Raw genomic sequence first — 17,062 nt, 5'->3', positions numbered from 1 at the left:
CTGTGAGCCAGCCAGCGCCCGTGCCTCAGTAACGATACTGCCAGAGCAGGCCCACGCTACTGCCAGGGTCATTTTCCGGCGTGGTAAAGCCGGTCACGTTACCACCTGTCCCAACAGTTGTGTTCAGCTTGAGATGCTTGGTCAGATCAACCTGCACCTGCGCCTGCGTGCCTGAGCCGGATGTGGCCTGTTTGGCCCCCACATACACGCCGCGCATCACATACTTCCCGGCTTCCACCGTCGTGCCGCCATTGCCGACGCCTGAACCACCGCCAACGGCCAGACGGTCAAGACCCAGCGTTTTGCGTATGGTGCCCATGGGGTCGAAAGACGTCACCCCCGTCAACGTTGCCAGCGCCGTGCCAAGTTCCACCATCTGAGTAGACGACAGGGAATGGGCATCCGTGCCGAACAGCAGCATGGCCAGAACCTGATCCTGCGGCAAAGACGGAATGGATTCAAAGCTGATTTTCGGCGCGCTGGCATATCCACCGACTTTAAGCATCGCGGTTTCCCCGTTCACAGCACGGTCGGCCTCAAAGTCCAGTGTGGGGTCCAGCTTGTGGTCCACGCTGCTGCCGTTAAAGGCGACACGGCCTTTGGTGAAGTTGAGGGAAATCCCCGCCAGATCGAAGTTCCCGCGCTTGAGATCAAACCCACCGCTGACCAGCGGCGCAGAGCTTGTGCCCTTAACCTTCAGCTTACCCGCCATTTCGGCATCCAGACCATGCCCGCGCACAAAGAACTTGCCCGGTGATGTCAGGCTCAGATCAAGACCGATCACACTTGCGCTGGCATTCGTCGTCGCAGTGTCAGTCGGTGGCTTATCACCCGGACGCACAACATCCAGCCGCGCCACAGAGGATGGGAGCGAGTTGGGAATATTGATTTCCACTTTCCGCAGATCAACATTCCCCGCCACATCCAGCCGGCCTGCGGCCTGACCTTTAATGGTCATGTCTGAATTCATCACAGCTGTAATCAGGTCGCTGGAGATGGGGCGGGCATCACGAGACACAAAATGGATATCCACCGGCAGACCCGGTGCCAGAACACCAACGGAGCCTGTCACGCCCATTGTCCCATCGCCCGCTTTGGCGGTCAGGTTCTGAATGACAATGCTGTTGCCCTGCCCGACAATGCGCCCATTGATGGCAGACAGATGCACACCCTGCGCAAAGTCCTGAATATCAGCATTCTGCAGGTCCACCGTGCCCGTAATGTGCGGAGCGGCCATTGTGCCATCCACCTGCAGGGCCAGCAGAACCTGCCCCAGAGCCTGCCGCGCCTGTGCGCCCAGATAGCCATTGGCAATCGCCAGATCCAGATGCCCGTTGGTGCGCAGATTGACCGGCCCCGTGCTGTTCAGCGGTGCGGTGCCAGCCAGACCAAGCGCGAGTTTAGACCCGGCATCCGCCTGCATCTTCACCTTGGCAGAGGTTCCGGCCAAATCGGCCGTGGCGTCCAGATGCAACGGCGGCAAAGACGCCGCAGCCGAAACACCCTGCATCCGCAGGCCATTGCCCATCAGATGCACCTGCCCCTGCGGGCGCTCTATGGTGCCGCTGACTTTGGCCTGCACAGCCAACGTGCCCTGAGCATGCAGATCCGGCATGAACGGACGTGCCAGTGCGGGTGTCAGGTTTCGCACATCCACCGTGGCTGCCAGAGTCGGCTTGATGCGGCCAGCGATATCCGCTGTTGCCGGTTCAGCCCCCTGCGTGCCCAATGTAGCGCGCAGACGGTCAACACCCATTGTCTCGCCAAAGGAGATCAAAGCCGGAGCCTGCAAACGCAGATTTTCCTGTTTGGCCGTCGCCGTCAGCTTTTGCAGTTTGACTTCTTTAGCAGGCAGATTGAGCAGAGCTGCCGTATCCAGAGCAAGTGGGCTGCCTGACCACGTTGCCGGACCAATTTGCGCTGTGAGCGCCATGGCATTTTCCGGCCCTTTAGCTGTCACTCGCGCCTGCCCGGTCATGCCAGCGGCGGCCAGTCCACCCAGCTTCAGGCTCAGATCCGCATCCGGGTGCGCAGCCGGGTCCTTCACCGTGCCAGCCAGAGCAAGGGACCCAATTTTGGCCTGCGGCATGGCCACATTGCCATCCAGCTTCAACGCCACCAGCGGCTTCTCATTAACCTGCGTGGTTTTGACGGAAGCGGCCAGCGCGCCGGAAATCGGCTGCCCGATCACATCTTTCAGGTCTGCAAGTCGGCCCACTTTCAGGTCCAGTGTGCCCAGCGGCACGACCTCGCCCGATGCAAGAGAGAGCGTCCCCTGCCCCTGCACGCTGTTCCAGGAAAGCTTTTTCAGATCAAGCTGCCTGCTGCCCTTCTCATCCTGCGCAAAAACTGCATTCAGCAGCAAGGGGGCTTTATTGACGGAACCGTGGGCCTCCACTGTGCCCGCAGGGGCGGACGGCAGATGTTGCAAAGCCGCATCTAGCACCACCGGCCCACGCGGCATGGTGGCCGTGCCCGGGTCGCCCTCAAGATGCAGGTTGGCCGCAAAGTCCTGCATCAGCCCTTTGGCGGACAGCGCCAGCGTGACCCCACCGCGCAAAGACGGCAGCGCCTTGGCCAGATCAGGCAGCGCCAGCGTGGACGTGACATCCATATCCTGCCCGGTATTCACCCGGCCCTGCGCCTTCAGATGCAGCGCCTGCCCGTCCACAGTCAGGGATGCCAGATCAATCTGCTGCCCGGCAGACTGCGCCGCAGGCTGAGTAGTCTGGGTTTTCTGCTCAGTCTGAACGGTAGAACCTGCCGGGTTGGATGTGGGAGTAGACGAGTCTGGCGTCGCGGAGCCCGTCTTTTTGAGAGTGACAGACGGCGCGTGCGTTGAAGCCGGCACAGTTGCACTCGGAGCCGGAGCCGGAGCCGGAGCCGCATGCGGACGCATCGTGGCCGCCAGCGCAAAGGTGCCTTTCGGGCCAATCAGCCCTGCGGCTTGCGGCTGGCCGCCGGTAATAGCCAGCGTGCCGTCCGCTTTCAGGTGCGTATCACCCTCCGCTTTCGCCGGCAGATCAAACTGCGCTGTAACCCCGGCATTCCCCTTGAGCGGCGTGCCAGCCGCCTGCCCAATAGGCCCCAGATCCGGCAGGCTCAGCGTCACGGTGCCGCGCTGGGGCGCTGCCGTCATGACAGAGCCCGTCAAGTGCAGCAACGGATGTGAGATATCCAGTTCCAGCGGTTTACCGGCGGGTTGCGGCGAGAGCTTAGCATCCAGCTGCACCGGCGCAGACGCCAGCAGATTGGGCGCTTTGCCCGGCAGACGCACACCATCCGCTGTCATGACCAGATGCAGCAGGTCCGTTACACCGGACTGCCCGGTCTGACCTGTGAACGTCGCTTTCAACGTCCCCACAGCGGCTCCGGCGGCCGCCAGTCTGTCCACCTGCAACTGCGCCGTGCCGTCTGGCTCAGTCATTTTGCCTTTAAGCTGGGCAACCAGATGAATCGCATCCCAGCCGATATCCGGGGTCAGAGCAAGTTGCGGCGAATCAAACTGCGCGGACAGTCGCGCCATGTTTCCGGCCAGCAAATTCAGCTCGCCGTCCGCTTTGGCCTTCACCGGCCCGGCAGAGGCGGAAAAGCCCAGCACAGCTGCGTTCGTCGGGCCTTTAATATCCAGCGCCAGAGACAACGGTGTGAGCTGCGGCATTTTCAGCTTAGCCGCAGCAAAACCATCCTGACCTTCCTGCGCATCCAGATGCAGCCCAAGCTTGCCGCCACCGGTGGTGGTCGTCAGATCAATCTGCCCGCTGGCGTCCAGCCGTTTGACGTGCAGAGCAATGTCGGATTTTGGCAGTGTGGGCAGACTCAGCCCGTCAATCACCGGGTCAATAGAGGACAGGCTCCCATGCCCAGCCAGAGAGAAACTGGCCGGAACACCCGCCAGCGGCGCACCCACGTTAATCCGCTGCACAGCCAGCGTGCGGATATCAACACTCAGCCCCAGTTTAGACTTTGATGTCGAGGCCGGAGCCGCAGGCGCTGCATTAGGATCAGACACCGGCAGGCGCGGAATATTCAGCTCATCCGCCTTCAGGGTGTAAATGCGGGCCGTGCGCCACACCATGCTCAGCGGAGACCAGTTCAGGTCAACATTCCGCAGAGAGAGCCAAACTCCGTCCTTGTCATGCAGGGCGATGGAATCCAGATGGAAATTATCCGGGAACCGGCCAGACATCCCGGCAAGCGTCACGGTGCCGCCCGTCAGCGCCGTTGTCTGCTTGATCAGCAACCCACGGCCCGGCCCGGTATTGGCACCCACCAGAATGGCGCCTACAGCCAGAACGGCAACACCTGTCAGAACACCGGCGGACAGACCAATAACTCGCCCGGCGCGACGGAGGACCGAGCGACGCGGGGCAGGATTTGCCTCGTTAGACTCAGCCATCAGAACGTTTCCCCAAGACCGATATACAAATCCCATTTGTCGCCACGATAGGCGCGGTTCAGCGGTACGGCGACGTCCACACGCACCGGCCCGATGGGAGTATAATAACGCACGCCACCACCGGCACCTACGCGCAGCGTGCCGGTAAAGGGCATGCTACTGCTGCCCACCTGCCCGGCATCCACAAACCCGGCCATGCCGAAGCTTTTGAACAGTCTCTGCCGGTATTCAATGGACCCGGCATCCAGCGATGTCCCACCAATGGCGTAGCGCGTGCGCCCATATTGCGGCCCCACACCCTGCCAGCGATAGCCTCGCACCGTGGCGCTACCACCGGCATACATGCGCTGGTCAGGCGGGATATCGTAAGTGGATGCGCCCTGAATGCTGCCAATCATCCCGCGCAGCGCAATAATACTGCGGCCCGGTTTGCTGATACCCAGATGATGGAGGTCAAAATAGGTCGAGGCCGACGCATTCAGAATGGCGAAAAAGGACGTCCCGCTCCCCTTATCCCCCAGCGAGACAGACGGCGTGGCGTTAATGCTGGCACGGACGCCATGCAGAGCCGGTTCAATGGGGTTGCCCACACCCGTATTGTCAAACGTCGCGCCCAGTGGGGCGGAGACAATGGTGTAATCCCGGCTCACATTGAACTGTTCGATATTTTCCTGTTCGGCGGCCAGCCCGAAATTGATATTCCAGTTTTTATCAATTTTGCGGGTAATCCCGGCATTCACCAGAAACGCCGTCTGGCGATAAGACCAGAACAGCTGGCGCAGCGCTTCAACCCGCACACTCAGATTCTGGTTGCGACTGTAAAAATCTGGCTTCATGAAATCCGCATACACATCATAACCCAGCCCCTGCTGGGCAGAACCGCCAAGACCGGTAATCAGAGCCGTCAGCTTCAGACGCTCGGCATTGCCCAGAATATTGTAATGCGTCCACGTCGCACCCACACGGGCCCCAAGGTCGGTTGAATACCCGGCTTCCGCCCCCACAGACCGCCGTTTGGCTTCCTTGAGTGTAAAGTCCAGCGGCATGGTGCCATTGACCGGCTTGGTGGAACCGTCCTTGACCCCCACGTTGGAAAATACACCCAGCGAACTCAGATCCTGCCGGGCCGCCTCAATTTTAGAGGGCTGATACAGCTCCCCTTCCTGCACAGTCAGCCTGCGGCGCACAAAAGGTTCATGCACACGCTGCAACCCGTCTACATCAATCTTGCCAATATTCAGCACCGGCCCCGCTGAGGCAGGATAGACAATATCCAGCGTATGCGTTTGCGGCTGGAGATAAGCGCGCGGCTTGTCCACCTGTGCGAGCGCATGGCCTTCTTCCCGCCAGGCATCCAGCAGGTTGCCGCCACTGCCCAGCACATCCTGCGCCACAGCATCCTGCCCGGATTTCAGACCAAAAGCCGTCTGCTCAGACTGTGTCAGCGTAACGGGAGTATTGGTTTTCGGGTCCACAACCCTCACCGACCCAAGGTGATAAAGTGGCCCCTTCTGCACCTTGATCTCAGCGGTTACTTTTTCCCCTGCAGGAACGCCCGACAGCCAGTCGGACAGAGCCGGAGACATCCCATCGACCGTGACGGAATCTTTTTCCTTCGCCCGATGCAGGGAAATCTGCACCGTGCCTTCGTAATAGCCGTAACTCTCCAGCGCAGAGCGCATGCGGTCATATTCATTCCGCACCCGCCCGGCCAGCGCAAACGGCCCGACGGCATGGGTCGCCTGCAGGCTCAGCAGATCGGAGGAGGATTTCAGGGCGGCATCAAGATCGGCCTGCCCGGTGCCTGCAAGCTGGGTCACATAAGGCTGCGGGTCCGCAGCCCAGGCGCAGCCTGCTGCCGCACCCCACAGCGTCACACCCGTCATCACACGATTCGCTGTCAGCACGAGGCCATCCAGAACGCCTTTACTGCTCACCTGCACGCACCTCTGCTCTCACAGCCTGTCTCACTCCCTTGCCTCACGCCTCGTGCATCCTGCCTTTTCATGATCACGGCCTGCGTCATGGCGCATCACCATGACAAAAATGAGATCATTTTCAGGCTTTATGGATTTCTCCGCCCCATAGCCCCTTGTGCCATCTTGCAGGCATCTTGCGAAGCACGATTGTCCGAGGGCATCAGTTCGCGTTATGAGAGCCTATGATTTGCCATTCCCGCCGCAAACCCAGCCCCTGCCCGTGCAAGGCAGGCCCAAGATCATGAAGCGTGCCTCCCCCGCTCAGACGCGGTTTTCCGAGACATCCGCCCCGCCGGGCCGTGACATGCTGTCGCCCCTGCCGTCATGGGTCGAAAAGTGGTGTCAGGTCAGCAGCCAGGTCCAGGGCGGCCTGCGACTTGGGGCTATTACCCTGTGGGTTCCGCTCTCCGTCGGGTTTGAAGCCTGCCTGCTGCTGGTGCCGGGCACCGTCAAAATCCGCTGGACACGGGTGATCTGGGGCGTGCTGTGCAAGCTGCTGGGCCTGCGTATCCGGGTTATCGGCAAGCGGGCCGGCACCGTGGGTGGCGCGCGCGCCCGTGCGCGAGGGGAACGCCCGGTTATTTATATTTCCAACCATTCCTCATGGCTGGATGTACTGGTACTGGGCACGCTGCTGCCGTCTGTTTTTGTAGCCAAAGGCGATATTGAGAAATGGCCCATCATGGGGCTGGTCTCCAAAATTGGCCGGACCATTTTTGTCAGCCGCCAGCGCAGCACCACCGGACGTGAGCGTGACCTGATGATCCGCCGCATGGTGGACGGGGATAATCTCATTCTCTTCCCGGAAGGCACATCGTCCGACGGCTCCCGCGTGCTGCCGTTCATGTCCGCCTTCTTCGCCATCGCCAAGCTGCCCCGGCTGCGCAATGGTGAAAAAAGCCTGCTGCCTATTACCTACGCCCCCGGCATGTCCCCCATCATTCAGCCGGTTTCCGTGGTGTATGATGAGCTGGAAGGCCTGCCCGTCTCCCGCCTGCGCCGCCCGGTTTTTGCGTGGTATGGCGATATGGATCTCGGCCCGCACCTCTGGCAGCTGGTGCAGTGGCACAAGTCCCGCGCCACCGTTGTTCTGCATGAGCCTCTGGACCCGGAACTGTTCCCCAGCCGAAAAGCTCTGGCGCAGGCCGCATGGAATGCCGTCGCGCGCGGCGCGGCCGATTTGCGGCAGAACCAGAACCCGGTTCCGCAGCCCGGCCGGTGCGAGCCGTCGGAAATTCCCTACAACAAACCGCGTGTCATGAAACGTCTGCTTGACAGACTGCCCCCACGTTTTGCTTCATACCTGAAGATCCGGTGAGGACCGCTTTTCATGGCACACTGCCCCTCCGTTTGCGGAAAAGACTCTTGACCTCTGGCCTCACTGGCCCGATTTCCTCCCCCTGCCGTATGGAATGGGCCTGCGGCGTGCCGGAGCCCCTGCTGTCATGACTGGACTTCCTTCTTCTTCCACCGCCCCGCGCGGCCTGCATGTCATCACATGGGGCTGCCAGATGAACGTGTATGACAGCGCACGGATGAGCGACGTGCTGCGTCCGCTCGGCTACCAGCCGGTAGACACCCCTGACGCTGCCGACATGATCATCCTCAACACCTGCCATATTCGGGACCGAGCAGCGGAAAAGGTGTTCTCCGAACTCGGGCGCCTGAGGAAGATCAAGGAAGCGCGCGAGACCACAGGCCAGCCGACCATTATTGCCGTCGCAGGCTGCGTGGCTCAGGCGGAGGGGCAGGAAATTCTGGCCCGTGCGCCGTATGTGGACATCGTACTCGGCCCGCAGACCTATCATCGCCTGCCGGAAATGGTGGCCCGCGCCGCCCGTGCCGGTGGCGCGGTGATTGAGACAGACTTCCCCGCAGAGCAGAAGTTTGACTTCCTGCCAGACACCGCAGCGCCGCAGACGCCCGGCAATCTCACTGCCTTCCTCACCATTCAGGAAGGGTGTGACAAGTTCTGCTCCTTCTGCGTGGTGCCCTACACACGCGGCGCGGAAGTCAGCCGGTCGGTCGCCTCCGTTCTGGCGGAAGCTCGCCGGATGGTGGAAAGCGGCGTGCAGGACATCAGCCTGCTGGGCCAGAATGTAAACGCCTATCACGGCACCGGCCCGGACGGAGAGGTCTGGGATCTGGCACGGCTGGCGTACGCACTGGCCGCCATCCCCGGCCTGAACCGCATTCGCTACGCCACATCCCACCCGCGCGATATGGATGACGCCCTGATTGCCGCCCACCGGGATCTGCCGGAACTCATGCCCTACCTGCACCTGCCCGTGCAGTCCGGGTCCGACAAGATTCTGCGCGCCATGAACCGTGGCCACACGGCGGATGAGTATCGGGAGATTGTCCGTAAACTGCATGCCGCGCGGCCGGACCTCGCCCTGTCGTCTGACTTCATTGTCGGCCATCCGGGTGAAACGGATGAGGATTTTGAGGCCACCATGCAGCTGGTGCGGGATGTCACCTTTGCGCAGGCCTATTCCTTCAAATACTCCCAGCGCCCCGGAACTCCGGCAGCCGGTGCCCCGTTGCAGGTACCAGAGGATGTAAAAGACGCACGCCTGCAAGCCTTGCAGGCCTTGCTGCGGGAACAGCAGGATGCTTTCAATCAGTCTCTGGTCGGGCAGACCGTGCCAGTCCTGTTCACGTCAGAAGGGCGTAAGCCGGGGCAGATTTCCGGTCGTTCCCCCTGGCTCCAGCCTGTGCACGTCACCGGATCGCCTGATCTGATTGGCCGGGAAGTGCCCGTACGCATTACTGAACGCCTGACCAACTCTCTGAACGGTATTCTGGAAGAGGAGAAAGTTTACGCTTGAGCACCATAGTCCAGCCCCTTTCCTCCGCTCCCTCCCTCTCTGGCGGCACGGCTCCGGAAAAACCGGTGACCCTGCTGTTTGAAGACAACACGCTGCTGGCCCGACTGGTGGGAGACCATGATCGCAATCTGCGACATCTGGAGGAAGGGCTGGATGTACAGGTCGCCCATCGCGGAAACCGCATCTCCATCAAGGGCTCGCCGGAGCATGTCGCTCTGGCCCGCACAACGCTCAGCACACTTTACCAGAAACTGGCCGCCGGGGGCGTGGTGGATGTCAGCATGATTGAAGCTGTCATCCGCATGACCCAACTGCGCGAAAGCACAAGGCACACCGATATGCAGCGTTCAGGCTCTGAGACCGGGACAACTGCCCCCGCACCACGCTCTGAGGCCACGCCGACCCTCCCTGCCCTGAAAATGCGCCACGGCGTGATTGAACCCCGCTCCCCCGGTCAGGCGGCCTATATGCAGGCGCTGGCCAAAAAGGAAATGGTGTTCGGTATTGGCCCAGCAGGCACGGGCAAAACCTATCTGGCCGTGGCGCAGGCAGTCGCCATGTTGCAGGCGGGCTCGGTGGACCGGATCATCCTCTCCCGACCGGCAGTGGAAGCAGGCGAGCGTCTCGGCTTTCTGCCCGGTGACATGAAGGACAAGATCGACCCGTATCTCCGCCCGCTTTATGACGCCCTGCATGATATGCTGCCGGGGGATCAGGTGGTGCGGCGGATGGCAGCGGGCGATATTGAGGTCGCCCCGCTGGCCTTTATGCGTGGGCGCACCCTCTCCCACGCGTTTGTCATTCTGGACGAAGCTCAGAACACCACCATTGCCCAGATGAAGATGTTCCTGACCCGCCTCGGGCCGGGATCACGCATGGTGGTTACCGGAGACCTCACCCAGATTGATCTGCCTCCGGGCACGACATCCGGGCTGAAGGATGCCCTGGAAACGCTGGAAAATGTGCGCGGTATCAGCATCACACAGTTTGACGCGGCAGATGTCGTACGTCACAGACTGGTCGCGCGCATTGTGGAAGCGTATGATGCAAGGACGACGGCTCTCAGGGGATCGCCCCGTAACAATCGCCGTCAGGAGAACAATGGAACCGCCAAGTAGCACAAGCCACGTTCACGAAAGGAATGTGGCTGGCCCGGAAAGTCTTGCCGCTGCAGGGTTTTTCCCATCATGCGCGTTTGAAGAAACGCCTGAAATTCTGATAGAGGACCGGCGCTGGCACTGCTATGTGCCCCGCCCGGAACACCTGATACGGCGCGCACTGGCCGCCTGTGAAGGCTATGGCCGGCAGCCCGGCAGCGTTGTGCTCTCAACAGACCGCGTCGTGCGTGTCCTCAACGGGCAGCATCGCGGCAAGCACCGCCCCACCAATGTCCTGACCTTTGACCCGCCCCCCGGCATTCCCGGCGGAGACGTTATTCTCGCGCTGGAAACCGTGCTGCGGGAGGCCCGTCAGTCAGGCAAGTCCGTCAGCCATCATCTGGCGCATCTGATCGTTCATGGCAGCCTGCATCTGGCTGGGTATGATCATCATCAGGCGGGAGAAGCCCGCGAAATGGAAATGCTGGAAGCGCGCCTGCTTTCCCGGCTGCATATTCCCAATCCATGGAAGCCACGGGCATGAGCGAGCACGAGTCCACACGGTCTGAGGGACAGGAAACGCCTGGTCGCGGCGGTCTGTTCTCCTTTTTCAGCCGTAAGAAGCAGGCTCCCGGCCTGCGCAGCTCCATTGCCGCCCTTGTCCAGCAGGCCGCCAACGAATCGGAAACGCCGGAAGGCGAAAAGCCCGAGCTGGACCGGCAGGAGCGCGTGCTGATTGCCAACATCCTGCGCCTGCGGAACATCTCAGCAGATGACGTGATGATCCCGCGCCCGGATATTGTCGCCATGCCGGTCTCCATCAGTCTGGATGACGCACTGGCGATGATGCGGCGGGAAAACCACTCCCGCATGCCGGTCTACCGCAACCAGCTGGATGATATTGTGGGCATGATCCATGTAAAGGATCTCATCGCCTATGTCGGCACCAGCGAGGCGTTCAATATCGAACCCCTGCTCCGCCAGCCGCTGATGATTGCCCCGCAGATTCCGGTAATGGACCTGATGCTGCAAATGCGCCTGCGGCAGACGCATCTGGCGCTGGTGATTGATGAATATGGCGGCGTGGACGGTCTGGTCACCATTGAGGATCTGATTGAAACCATCGTCGGTGATATTTCCGACGAGCATGATGAACCCGCCGTGACCATGATTACGGAACGCCCTGACGGCACATATGACGTGGATGCCCGCTGCCCCGTGCAGGAATTTGAGCAGCGGATTGGCGCGATTCTCACCGCCTCTGAAAAGGAAGCGGAAATCGAGACCATCGGCGGTCTGGTGTTCCGTATGGCGGGCCACGTGCCAGCCCGCGGGGAAGTGCTGACGCATGAAAACGGCTATGTTTTCCGGGTGCTTGATGCTGATGCCCGGCATATCCGCAGGGTACGGGTCCGCAAACTCCCAAATGCCGCAGAACCCACGCCCAGCGAAGGCGAGCGCGGCGACGAGACCCCGCGTACGGGTTGACGGAAAGACCGTTCTGCCGTCATCCCTAAAACTCTGATCTGTTCAACCAGTAATGAAGCCAGGATTTCCGATGTCCTTTTCCCGCCGCTCACTCCTTGTCACCGCTGGCACGGCTCTGGCCGCAACGGCAACGCATGGCCTGGCTTTTGCCGATACGGCTCCCGCAACAGACCCGCGCATGGCGACGCGTGAACTGGGTGACCCGAACGCGAAAATTGTTGTGGAAGAATGGTTCTCCCTCACCTGCATTCATTGCGCCCATTTTTCCGAGAACACCTTCCCGCTGGTGAAGAAGAACCTGATCGACACCGGGAAAATCCGCTACGTTTTCCATGACTTCCCGACCGATCAGCTGGCAACCGTGGCCGCCATGGTCGCCCGCACCCTGCCGCCGGAACGCTATGAACCCTTCACCGCGTCCCTGCTCGCCAGTCTGGACCGCTGGGCTTACATCCGCGACAGCAGCCCGCTGGAAGCCCTGAAGAAAATGGCTGCCTTTGCCGGCATGCCGGGCGATGTGTTCGACAAGACGGTTGCTGACCAGCAGATGATGCAGTTCATCCTGTCTCAGCAGACGGAAGCGCAGAACAAATATCATTTCGATTCCACGCCGACCTTCCGCTTCAACAACAAAATCCAGATGTCGAATGACATGACGTACGAAGCCTTCGCCAAAAACGTGGCAGACGCCAGCTGACGCGCTCTTCCCCCTTTATCCTGCAGTAAGTCCGTTTCTGCATGACCGTCCGTTTTGTCCGTTTGCGGATTGTCGGGTTCAAAAGCTTTGCTGAACCCGTCACCGTGGAAATCCTCCCCGGTCTGACCGGCATTGTGGGGCCTAACGGTTGCGGCAAATCCAACGTGGTGGAAGCCCTGCGCTGGGTGATGGGGGAATCCTCCGCCCGCTCCCTGCGCGGCGGAGAAATGGATGATCTGATTTTTGCCGGCACGGCAGGCCGCCCGCCCCGCTCTCTGGCAGAAGTCACCGTCACGCTGGAAGGCACGCAGGGCCGTGGCCCCGCAGCCTTTGCCGATCAGGACGAACTCCAGATTACCCGCCGGGCCGAACGCGGCTCCGGCAGTGAATACCGCATTAACGGCAAACCCGCCCGTGCGCGTGATGTGCAGACTCTGTTTGCCGATCTGGCGTCCGGTGCCCGCTCTTCCGCCATGGTCAGTCAGGGCCGCGTGGCCATGCTGGTGGGCGCACGACCGGAAGAGCGCCGCTCCATTCTGGAAGAAGCCGCAGGCATCACCGGCCTGCATGCCCGCAGGCACGAGGCGGAACTCAAGCTCCGCGCGACCGAAAACAATCTGACCCGCGCGGAAGACCTTCGCCAGCAGCTGGAAGCCCGGCTGGGTGGTCTGGCCGAACAGTCCCGTGAGGCCAGCCGCTACCGGGAACTCTCCTCCGCCCTGCGCGAGACCGAAACCGAATTGCTGGCCGTGCTGCATGCCCGCGCCCGGCAGGCGGTTGAACGCGCTATCGAGACTGCCGCCCGTGCCCGCCATGCTCTGACAGAGCATGAAGAGGCCGCAGAAAGCGCGGTTGTTGCAGAGTTTGAAGCCAACCAGAAACTCCCCGCCATCCGCGCCCGTGCGGATGAAGCCCGGACCGTGCTGGAACGCTGCCGCGTAACGGCGGAAGGTGTAACGCGGGAAGAAGAACGCGCCGCCGCACAGGCCAAAAGTGCGACAGACCGCCTCCATCAGCATGAGGCCGACACCACCGCCGCCCAGACCCGCGTGGAAGATGCCACCAGCACACTGGAGCGCCTGAATGCCGAGAAAGCCGAGGCCGAAGAGGCTGAAGCCTCGCTCCCGCAGCGGACGGCAGACGCAGAAACCCGGCAGACAGAGCTGACCGAAGCGCTGGCAGAAAGCGAACGCACCCTCGCCCAGCAGACCGAAACACTGGCCGCCGCCCGTGCCCGCAAGCAGCGCGCAACGGAAGATCTGGACGCTGCCACAACCTTGCTGGCTCGCGCGTCCGATGCCGTCTCCACTTTGCAGGCCGAACTAAGCGCCCTGCAGGAGCGCTTGCCGTCTGATGACAGCATGGAAGCCGCCGTCAAAGCCGTGCAGGACGCCCGTGCTGCTCAGGCTGCCGCCCGCACCGCTTTTGAAGAGGCTGACCGTGCGCGTTCCGAATCCAGCGTGGCTCTTTCCATCGCCCGGAACGATGCAGAGAACGCCCGCCAGACGCAGGCTGAAACCCGTAAGGCACTGGAGCGCAGCCGCGCCAAACTGAACACCTTGCGAGCCGATCTGGCGCAGCTGGAAAAACGGCACGCCGACACGCAAGGCGCATTGCTGGAAGAGGCTACTCTTCAGGCTCTGAGAGACAAGGCCGCACAGGCCACCACCACCCACCAGATCGCAGCGCGCACGCTGGAAGAGGCCGAGGCCACCCGGCGCGAGACCTCGGCCAGCCTTACGCAGGCCAGCCGCAATTTTCAGGAACATGAAAGCCACCGCAAGACCGTAGAAGCTGCGTGCTCTGCCGCTCAGACCGCCCTGCATCGCGCCCGTCAGGAAGAAGAAACGCTGACAAAAGGGCTGCAACAGGCGCAGGCGGATGCCCTTCCCGACGACACACTGAAAGCAGCCCAGACCGCCCGCGCCACGCAGGAAGACAAGCTCCGTACCGTCACGGATGCGCTCAGTCAGGCTGAAACGGCCCTGACAGACCTCAAAAGCCGCCATAACGACGCCCTGACCCGCCAGAACACCCTGCGCACGGAACTCACCCGGTTACAGGCTCAGGCGGAAGGTCTGGCGCAGACACTGGGCACGGACGCCACAGGCTCGGACGAACCCGTCTCCGCCCGCATGGAAATCCCGGAAGGGTATGAGGCGGCTCTGGCCGCTGCTCTCTCGGAAGGGCTGGACGCCCCGGTGGCAGAGAACGCCGCACGTGGTTGGCACGCTCTCCCCGCAGCCGGTGATCTGCCTGCCCTGCCCGGGAACGCGGTGCCCCTCAAGGCACACATCAAGGCCCCGGAAGCGCTGGACCGTGTGCTGGCCTGCATCGGTCTGCTACCCGACGGTGTGGACGGTCGCCCCTTGCAGGCCGCACTCAGGCCGGGCCAAAGCCTTGTCTCCCGCAAGGGCGACCTCTGGCGCTGGGATGGGTTTTACACCCGTGCGGGGGAACCGGACGCCGCAACCCGCCGCCTCGGCCAGCGCCGGATTCTGAAAGAAACAGAACAGCGCATTGCAACGCTTCAGGAAGATGCCCCGGCAGCGGAACAGGCCGTCACCACCGCCACCACCGCTCTGCGGGAGATGGAACAGCAGGCGGCAGACCAGCGGACCCAGCGCGCCAAACTGGAACAGGCCCTGCAGCAGGCCCGCACGCAGGAAGCAGACCTTGAGCGCCACCATGCCGCCTCTCGCGCCCGGCTGGATGGCCTGCGTCCGCAGCAGGAGCGTGCCGTCGCGGCCCGAAAGGATGCAGACGCCGCCCTGACCGCCGCCACAGCAGCGCGGGATGCCCTGCCGCAAACGGAAACGCTCAAAACAGCTCTGGATCAGGCGCGCCAGAAAGACACCGCCGCCCAGCAGGCGGAACAACAGGCGCGCACAGCTCTGAAAATGGCGGAACAGCAGCTCCGCTCCGCGCAGGAAGCCCTCACCCGCGCAGAAAACCAGCAGGCCACCGCCAGCGCCCGGCTGGAAACTCTGCTGCCGGAGCGCGACCGCCTGCGCCAGGATGTTGCGGTAGAAGAAAGCGCCCTCACGGATCTGGAAAGCCGTCTGGCTGCCGGACAGGCGGATAAGCAGATTGAAGAGGTTCTGCAAGCCGCCCAAACCCGGCAGACAGAAGCTGAGGCCGCCTGCCGCACGGCAGAACAGGCTGCCGTCAGTGCGGAAAGCGCCGCACAAACGGCTGCGCAGCAACACCAGAAACTGCAGGAACTCTCGCTCGAACTCCGCTCCCGTCTGGCGGCCCTCTCCCCGCGTCTGGAAACGCTTCAGGCGGAACAGACCGAAGCCGAAGCCCGCAAAACCTATGCCACTACCGCGCTGGAAGAAGCCTCTGCGGCTCTACCGGAAACCGGGGAAGATGATCTGGCCAGCCTGCGAGAACAGCGCAGCGCCTTAACAACAGAACTGGAGCAGGTGCGCGAACTCCGGGCTGCCCTGCAGGCAGAAAAAGCCACGCTAGCCAGCAAACAGGCCTCTCTGAACGCAGCGGTGCAGGACTGGACAGCCCGTGCAGAAGCCGCCCAAACGGACCTGACCCACGCTCAGGCCCGGCTGGAGGCCGCCCGCACGGAACATCAGACCGTCTCGGAACTCCCGGCAGAAGCCGAACGGCTGAAAAAGAACACGCTTCAGGCTTTGACCGAGGCAGAAACAACCTACGCCGAAGCCGACAAAGCCCGCACTGAGGCCGAAGCCGCTCTGGCCAATGCCAATGAGCAGCGTCGCAAAACGGAAGCGCAGCTCACGGCTGCGCGGGAAAACCTGCTGAAAGCCGAAGCCCGCAGTGAGCAGGCACAGGCCATTCTGGACCAGCTTCTGGTAGAAACCCCGGCCCCGCCGCGCCCACCCACCGGGGACCTGACAGAGGCCGCAGAAAGCGCCCTCCGCCGCAAGATCTCCCGCCTGACGCGGGAGCGCGAAGAGATGGGCCCGGTCAACCTGCGCGCTGAAATTGAAGCCGAGGAAGCCTCTGGTCAGGCCAATACGCTGGCCGCGGAAATTGCTGATCTTGAAGCCGCCATTGCGCGCCTGCGCGGCTCCATCGGTTCCCTGAACAAGGAAGGGCGGGAACGCCTGATGGCGGTGTTCACACAGGTGGACCAGCATTTCCAATCCCTCTTCTCCCGCATGTTTGGCGGCGGCCGGGCCCATCTGGGCCTTGTGGGCAGTGATGACCCGCTGGAAGCCGGGCTGGAAATCTATGCTCAGCCACCGGGCAAAAAGCTTGCAACCCTCTCTCTGCTTTCGGGAGGTGAACAGGCTTTAACCGCTCTTTCATTGATTTTTGCAGTGTTTCGCTGTAATCCGGCCCCCGTTTGTGTGCTCGACGAGGTTGACGCACCGCTTGATGATGCCAACGTTGGACGTTTCAGTTCCCTGTTAGGGGACATGGTTACAGAAGCAGGAACCCGTTTTCTGGTTGTTACTCACCATCAGCTGACAATGGCACATATGGACCATCTTTTTGGCGTAACCATGCAGGAGCGCGGCGTCAGCCGTGTTCTGTCAGTTGACCTTGCTCGCGCCGCCGCTATGGCTGGGCAACAGGACTAGGGA

General features: G+C 61.9%; 9 protein-coding genes. 7 read left to right on the top strand and 2 right to left on the bottom strand.

Translation table 11 applies throughout. From position 1 onward, the window contains the following. Positions 1-25 precede the first annotated feature (25 nt). Entirely contained in the window at positions 26-4,399 is a 4,374-nt protein-coding gene (locus tag KP703_RS01765; protein ID WP_215753617.1) for a translocation/assembly module TamB domain-containing protein, read from the bottom strand. Then, entirely contained in the window at positions 4,399-6,285 is a 1,887-nt protein-coding gene (locus tag KP703_RS01760; RefSeq protein WP_062140430.1) for an autotransporter assembly complex family protein, read from the bottom strand. The genes KP703_RS01765 and KP703_RS01760 overlap by 1 nt, the downstream gene beginning before the upstream one ends. Positions 6,286-6,619: 334 nt before the next feature. Here KP703_RS01760 and KP703_RS01755 point away from each other — a divergent pair, with 334 nt between their 5' ends. The 7 genes from KP703_RS01755 to KP703_RS01725 all read left to right on the top strand — a co-directional run bounded on the left by KP703_RS01755 (position 6,620) and on the right by KP703_RS01725 (position 17,059). After that, positions 6,620-7,696 carry a lysophospholipid acyltransferase family protein gene (locus KP703_RS01755; protein WP_215753616.1) on the top strand — a complete coding sequence of 359 codons (1,077 nt, stop codon included), beginning with the start codon at positions 6,620-6,622 and terminating at the stop codon, positions 7,694-7,696. Between the two features lie 94 nt (positions 7,697-7,790). Continuing rightward, complete coding sequence (miaB, locus tag KP703_RS01750; RefSeq protein ID WP_215753615.1) at positions 7,791-9,209, top strand: tRNA (N6-isopentenyl adenosine(37)-C2)-methylthiotransferase MiaB; 1,419 nt, start codon at positions 7,791-7,793, stop codon at positions 9,207-9,209. A gap of 65 nt (positions 9,210-9,274) precedes the next feature. Beyond that, positions 9,275-10,327, top strand: a complete 1,053-nt coding sequence (locus KP703_RS01745) for a PhoH family protein (RefSeq protein ID WP_373687420.1) — start codon at positions 9,275-9,277, stop codon at positions 10,325-10,327. Then, complete coding sequence (ybeY, locus tag KP703_RS01740) at positions 10,311-10,850, top strand: rRNA maturation RNase YbeY (RefSeq protein ID WP_043552451.1); 540 nt, start codon at positions 10,311-10,313, stop codon at positions 10,848-10,850. Before KP703_RS01745 ends, ybeY begins: the two co-directional genes overlap by 17 nt. After that, positions 10,847-11,794: a hemolysin family protein gene (locus KP703_RS01735; RefSeq protein ID WP_215753613.1), complete on the top strand. Its 948-nt coding sequence runs from the start codon at positions 10,847-10,849 to the stop codon at positions 11,792-11,794. Before ybeY ends, KP703_RS01735 begins: the two co-directional genes overlap by 4 nt. 70 nt (positions 11,795-11,864) lie before the next feature. Beyond that, positions 11,865-12,491, top strand: a complete 627-nt coding sequence (locus KP703_RS01730) for a thioredoxin domain-containing protein (RefSeq protein WP_062140063.1) — start codon at positions 11,865-11,867, stop codon at positions 12,489-12,491. A 41-nt stretch (positions 12,492-12,532) separates the two neighbouring features. Next, on the top strand, positions 12,533-17,059 hold the full coding sequence (locus KP703_RS01725) for an AAA family ATPase (protein ID WP_215753612.1): 4,527 nt from the start codon (positions 12,533-12,535) through the stop codon (positions 17,057-17,059). Positions 17,060-17,062 lie beyond the last annotated feature (3 nt).

It is taken from the genome of Acetobacter sp. P5B1 (assembly GCF_018811985.1).
Classification (GTDB): Bacteria; Pseudomonadota; Alphaproteobacteria; order Acetobacterales; family Acetobacteraceae; genus Acetobacter; species Acetobacter cerevisiae.
This window is presented reverse-complemented; position numbering and strand designations above follow the sequence as displayed.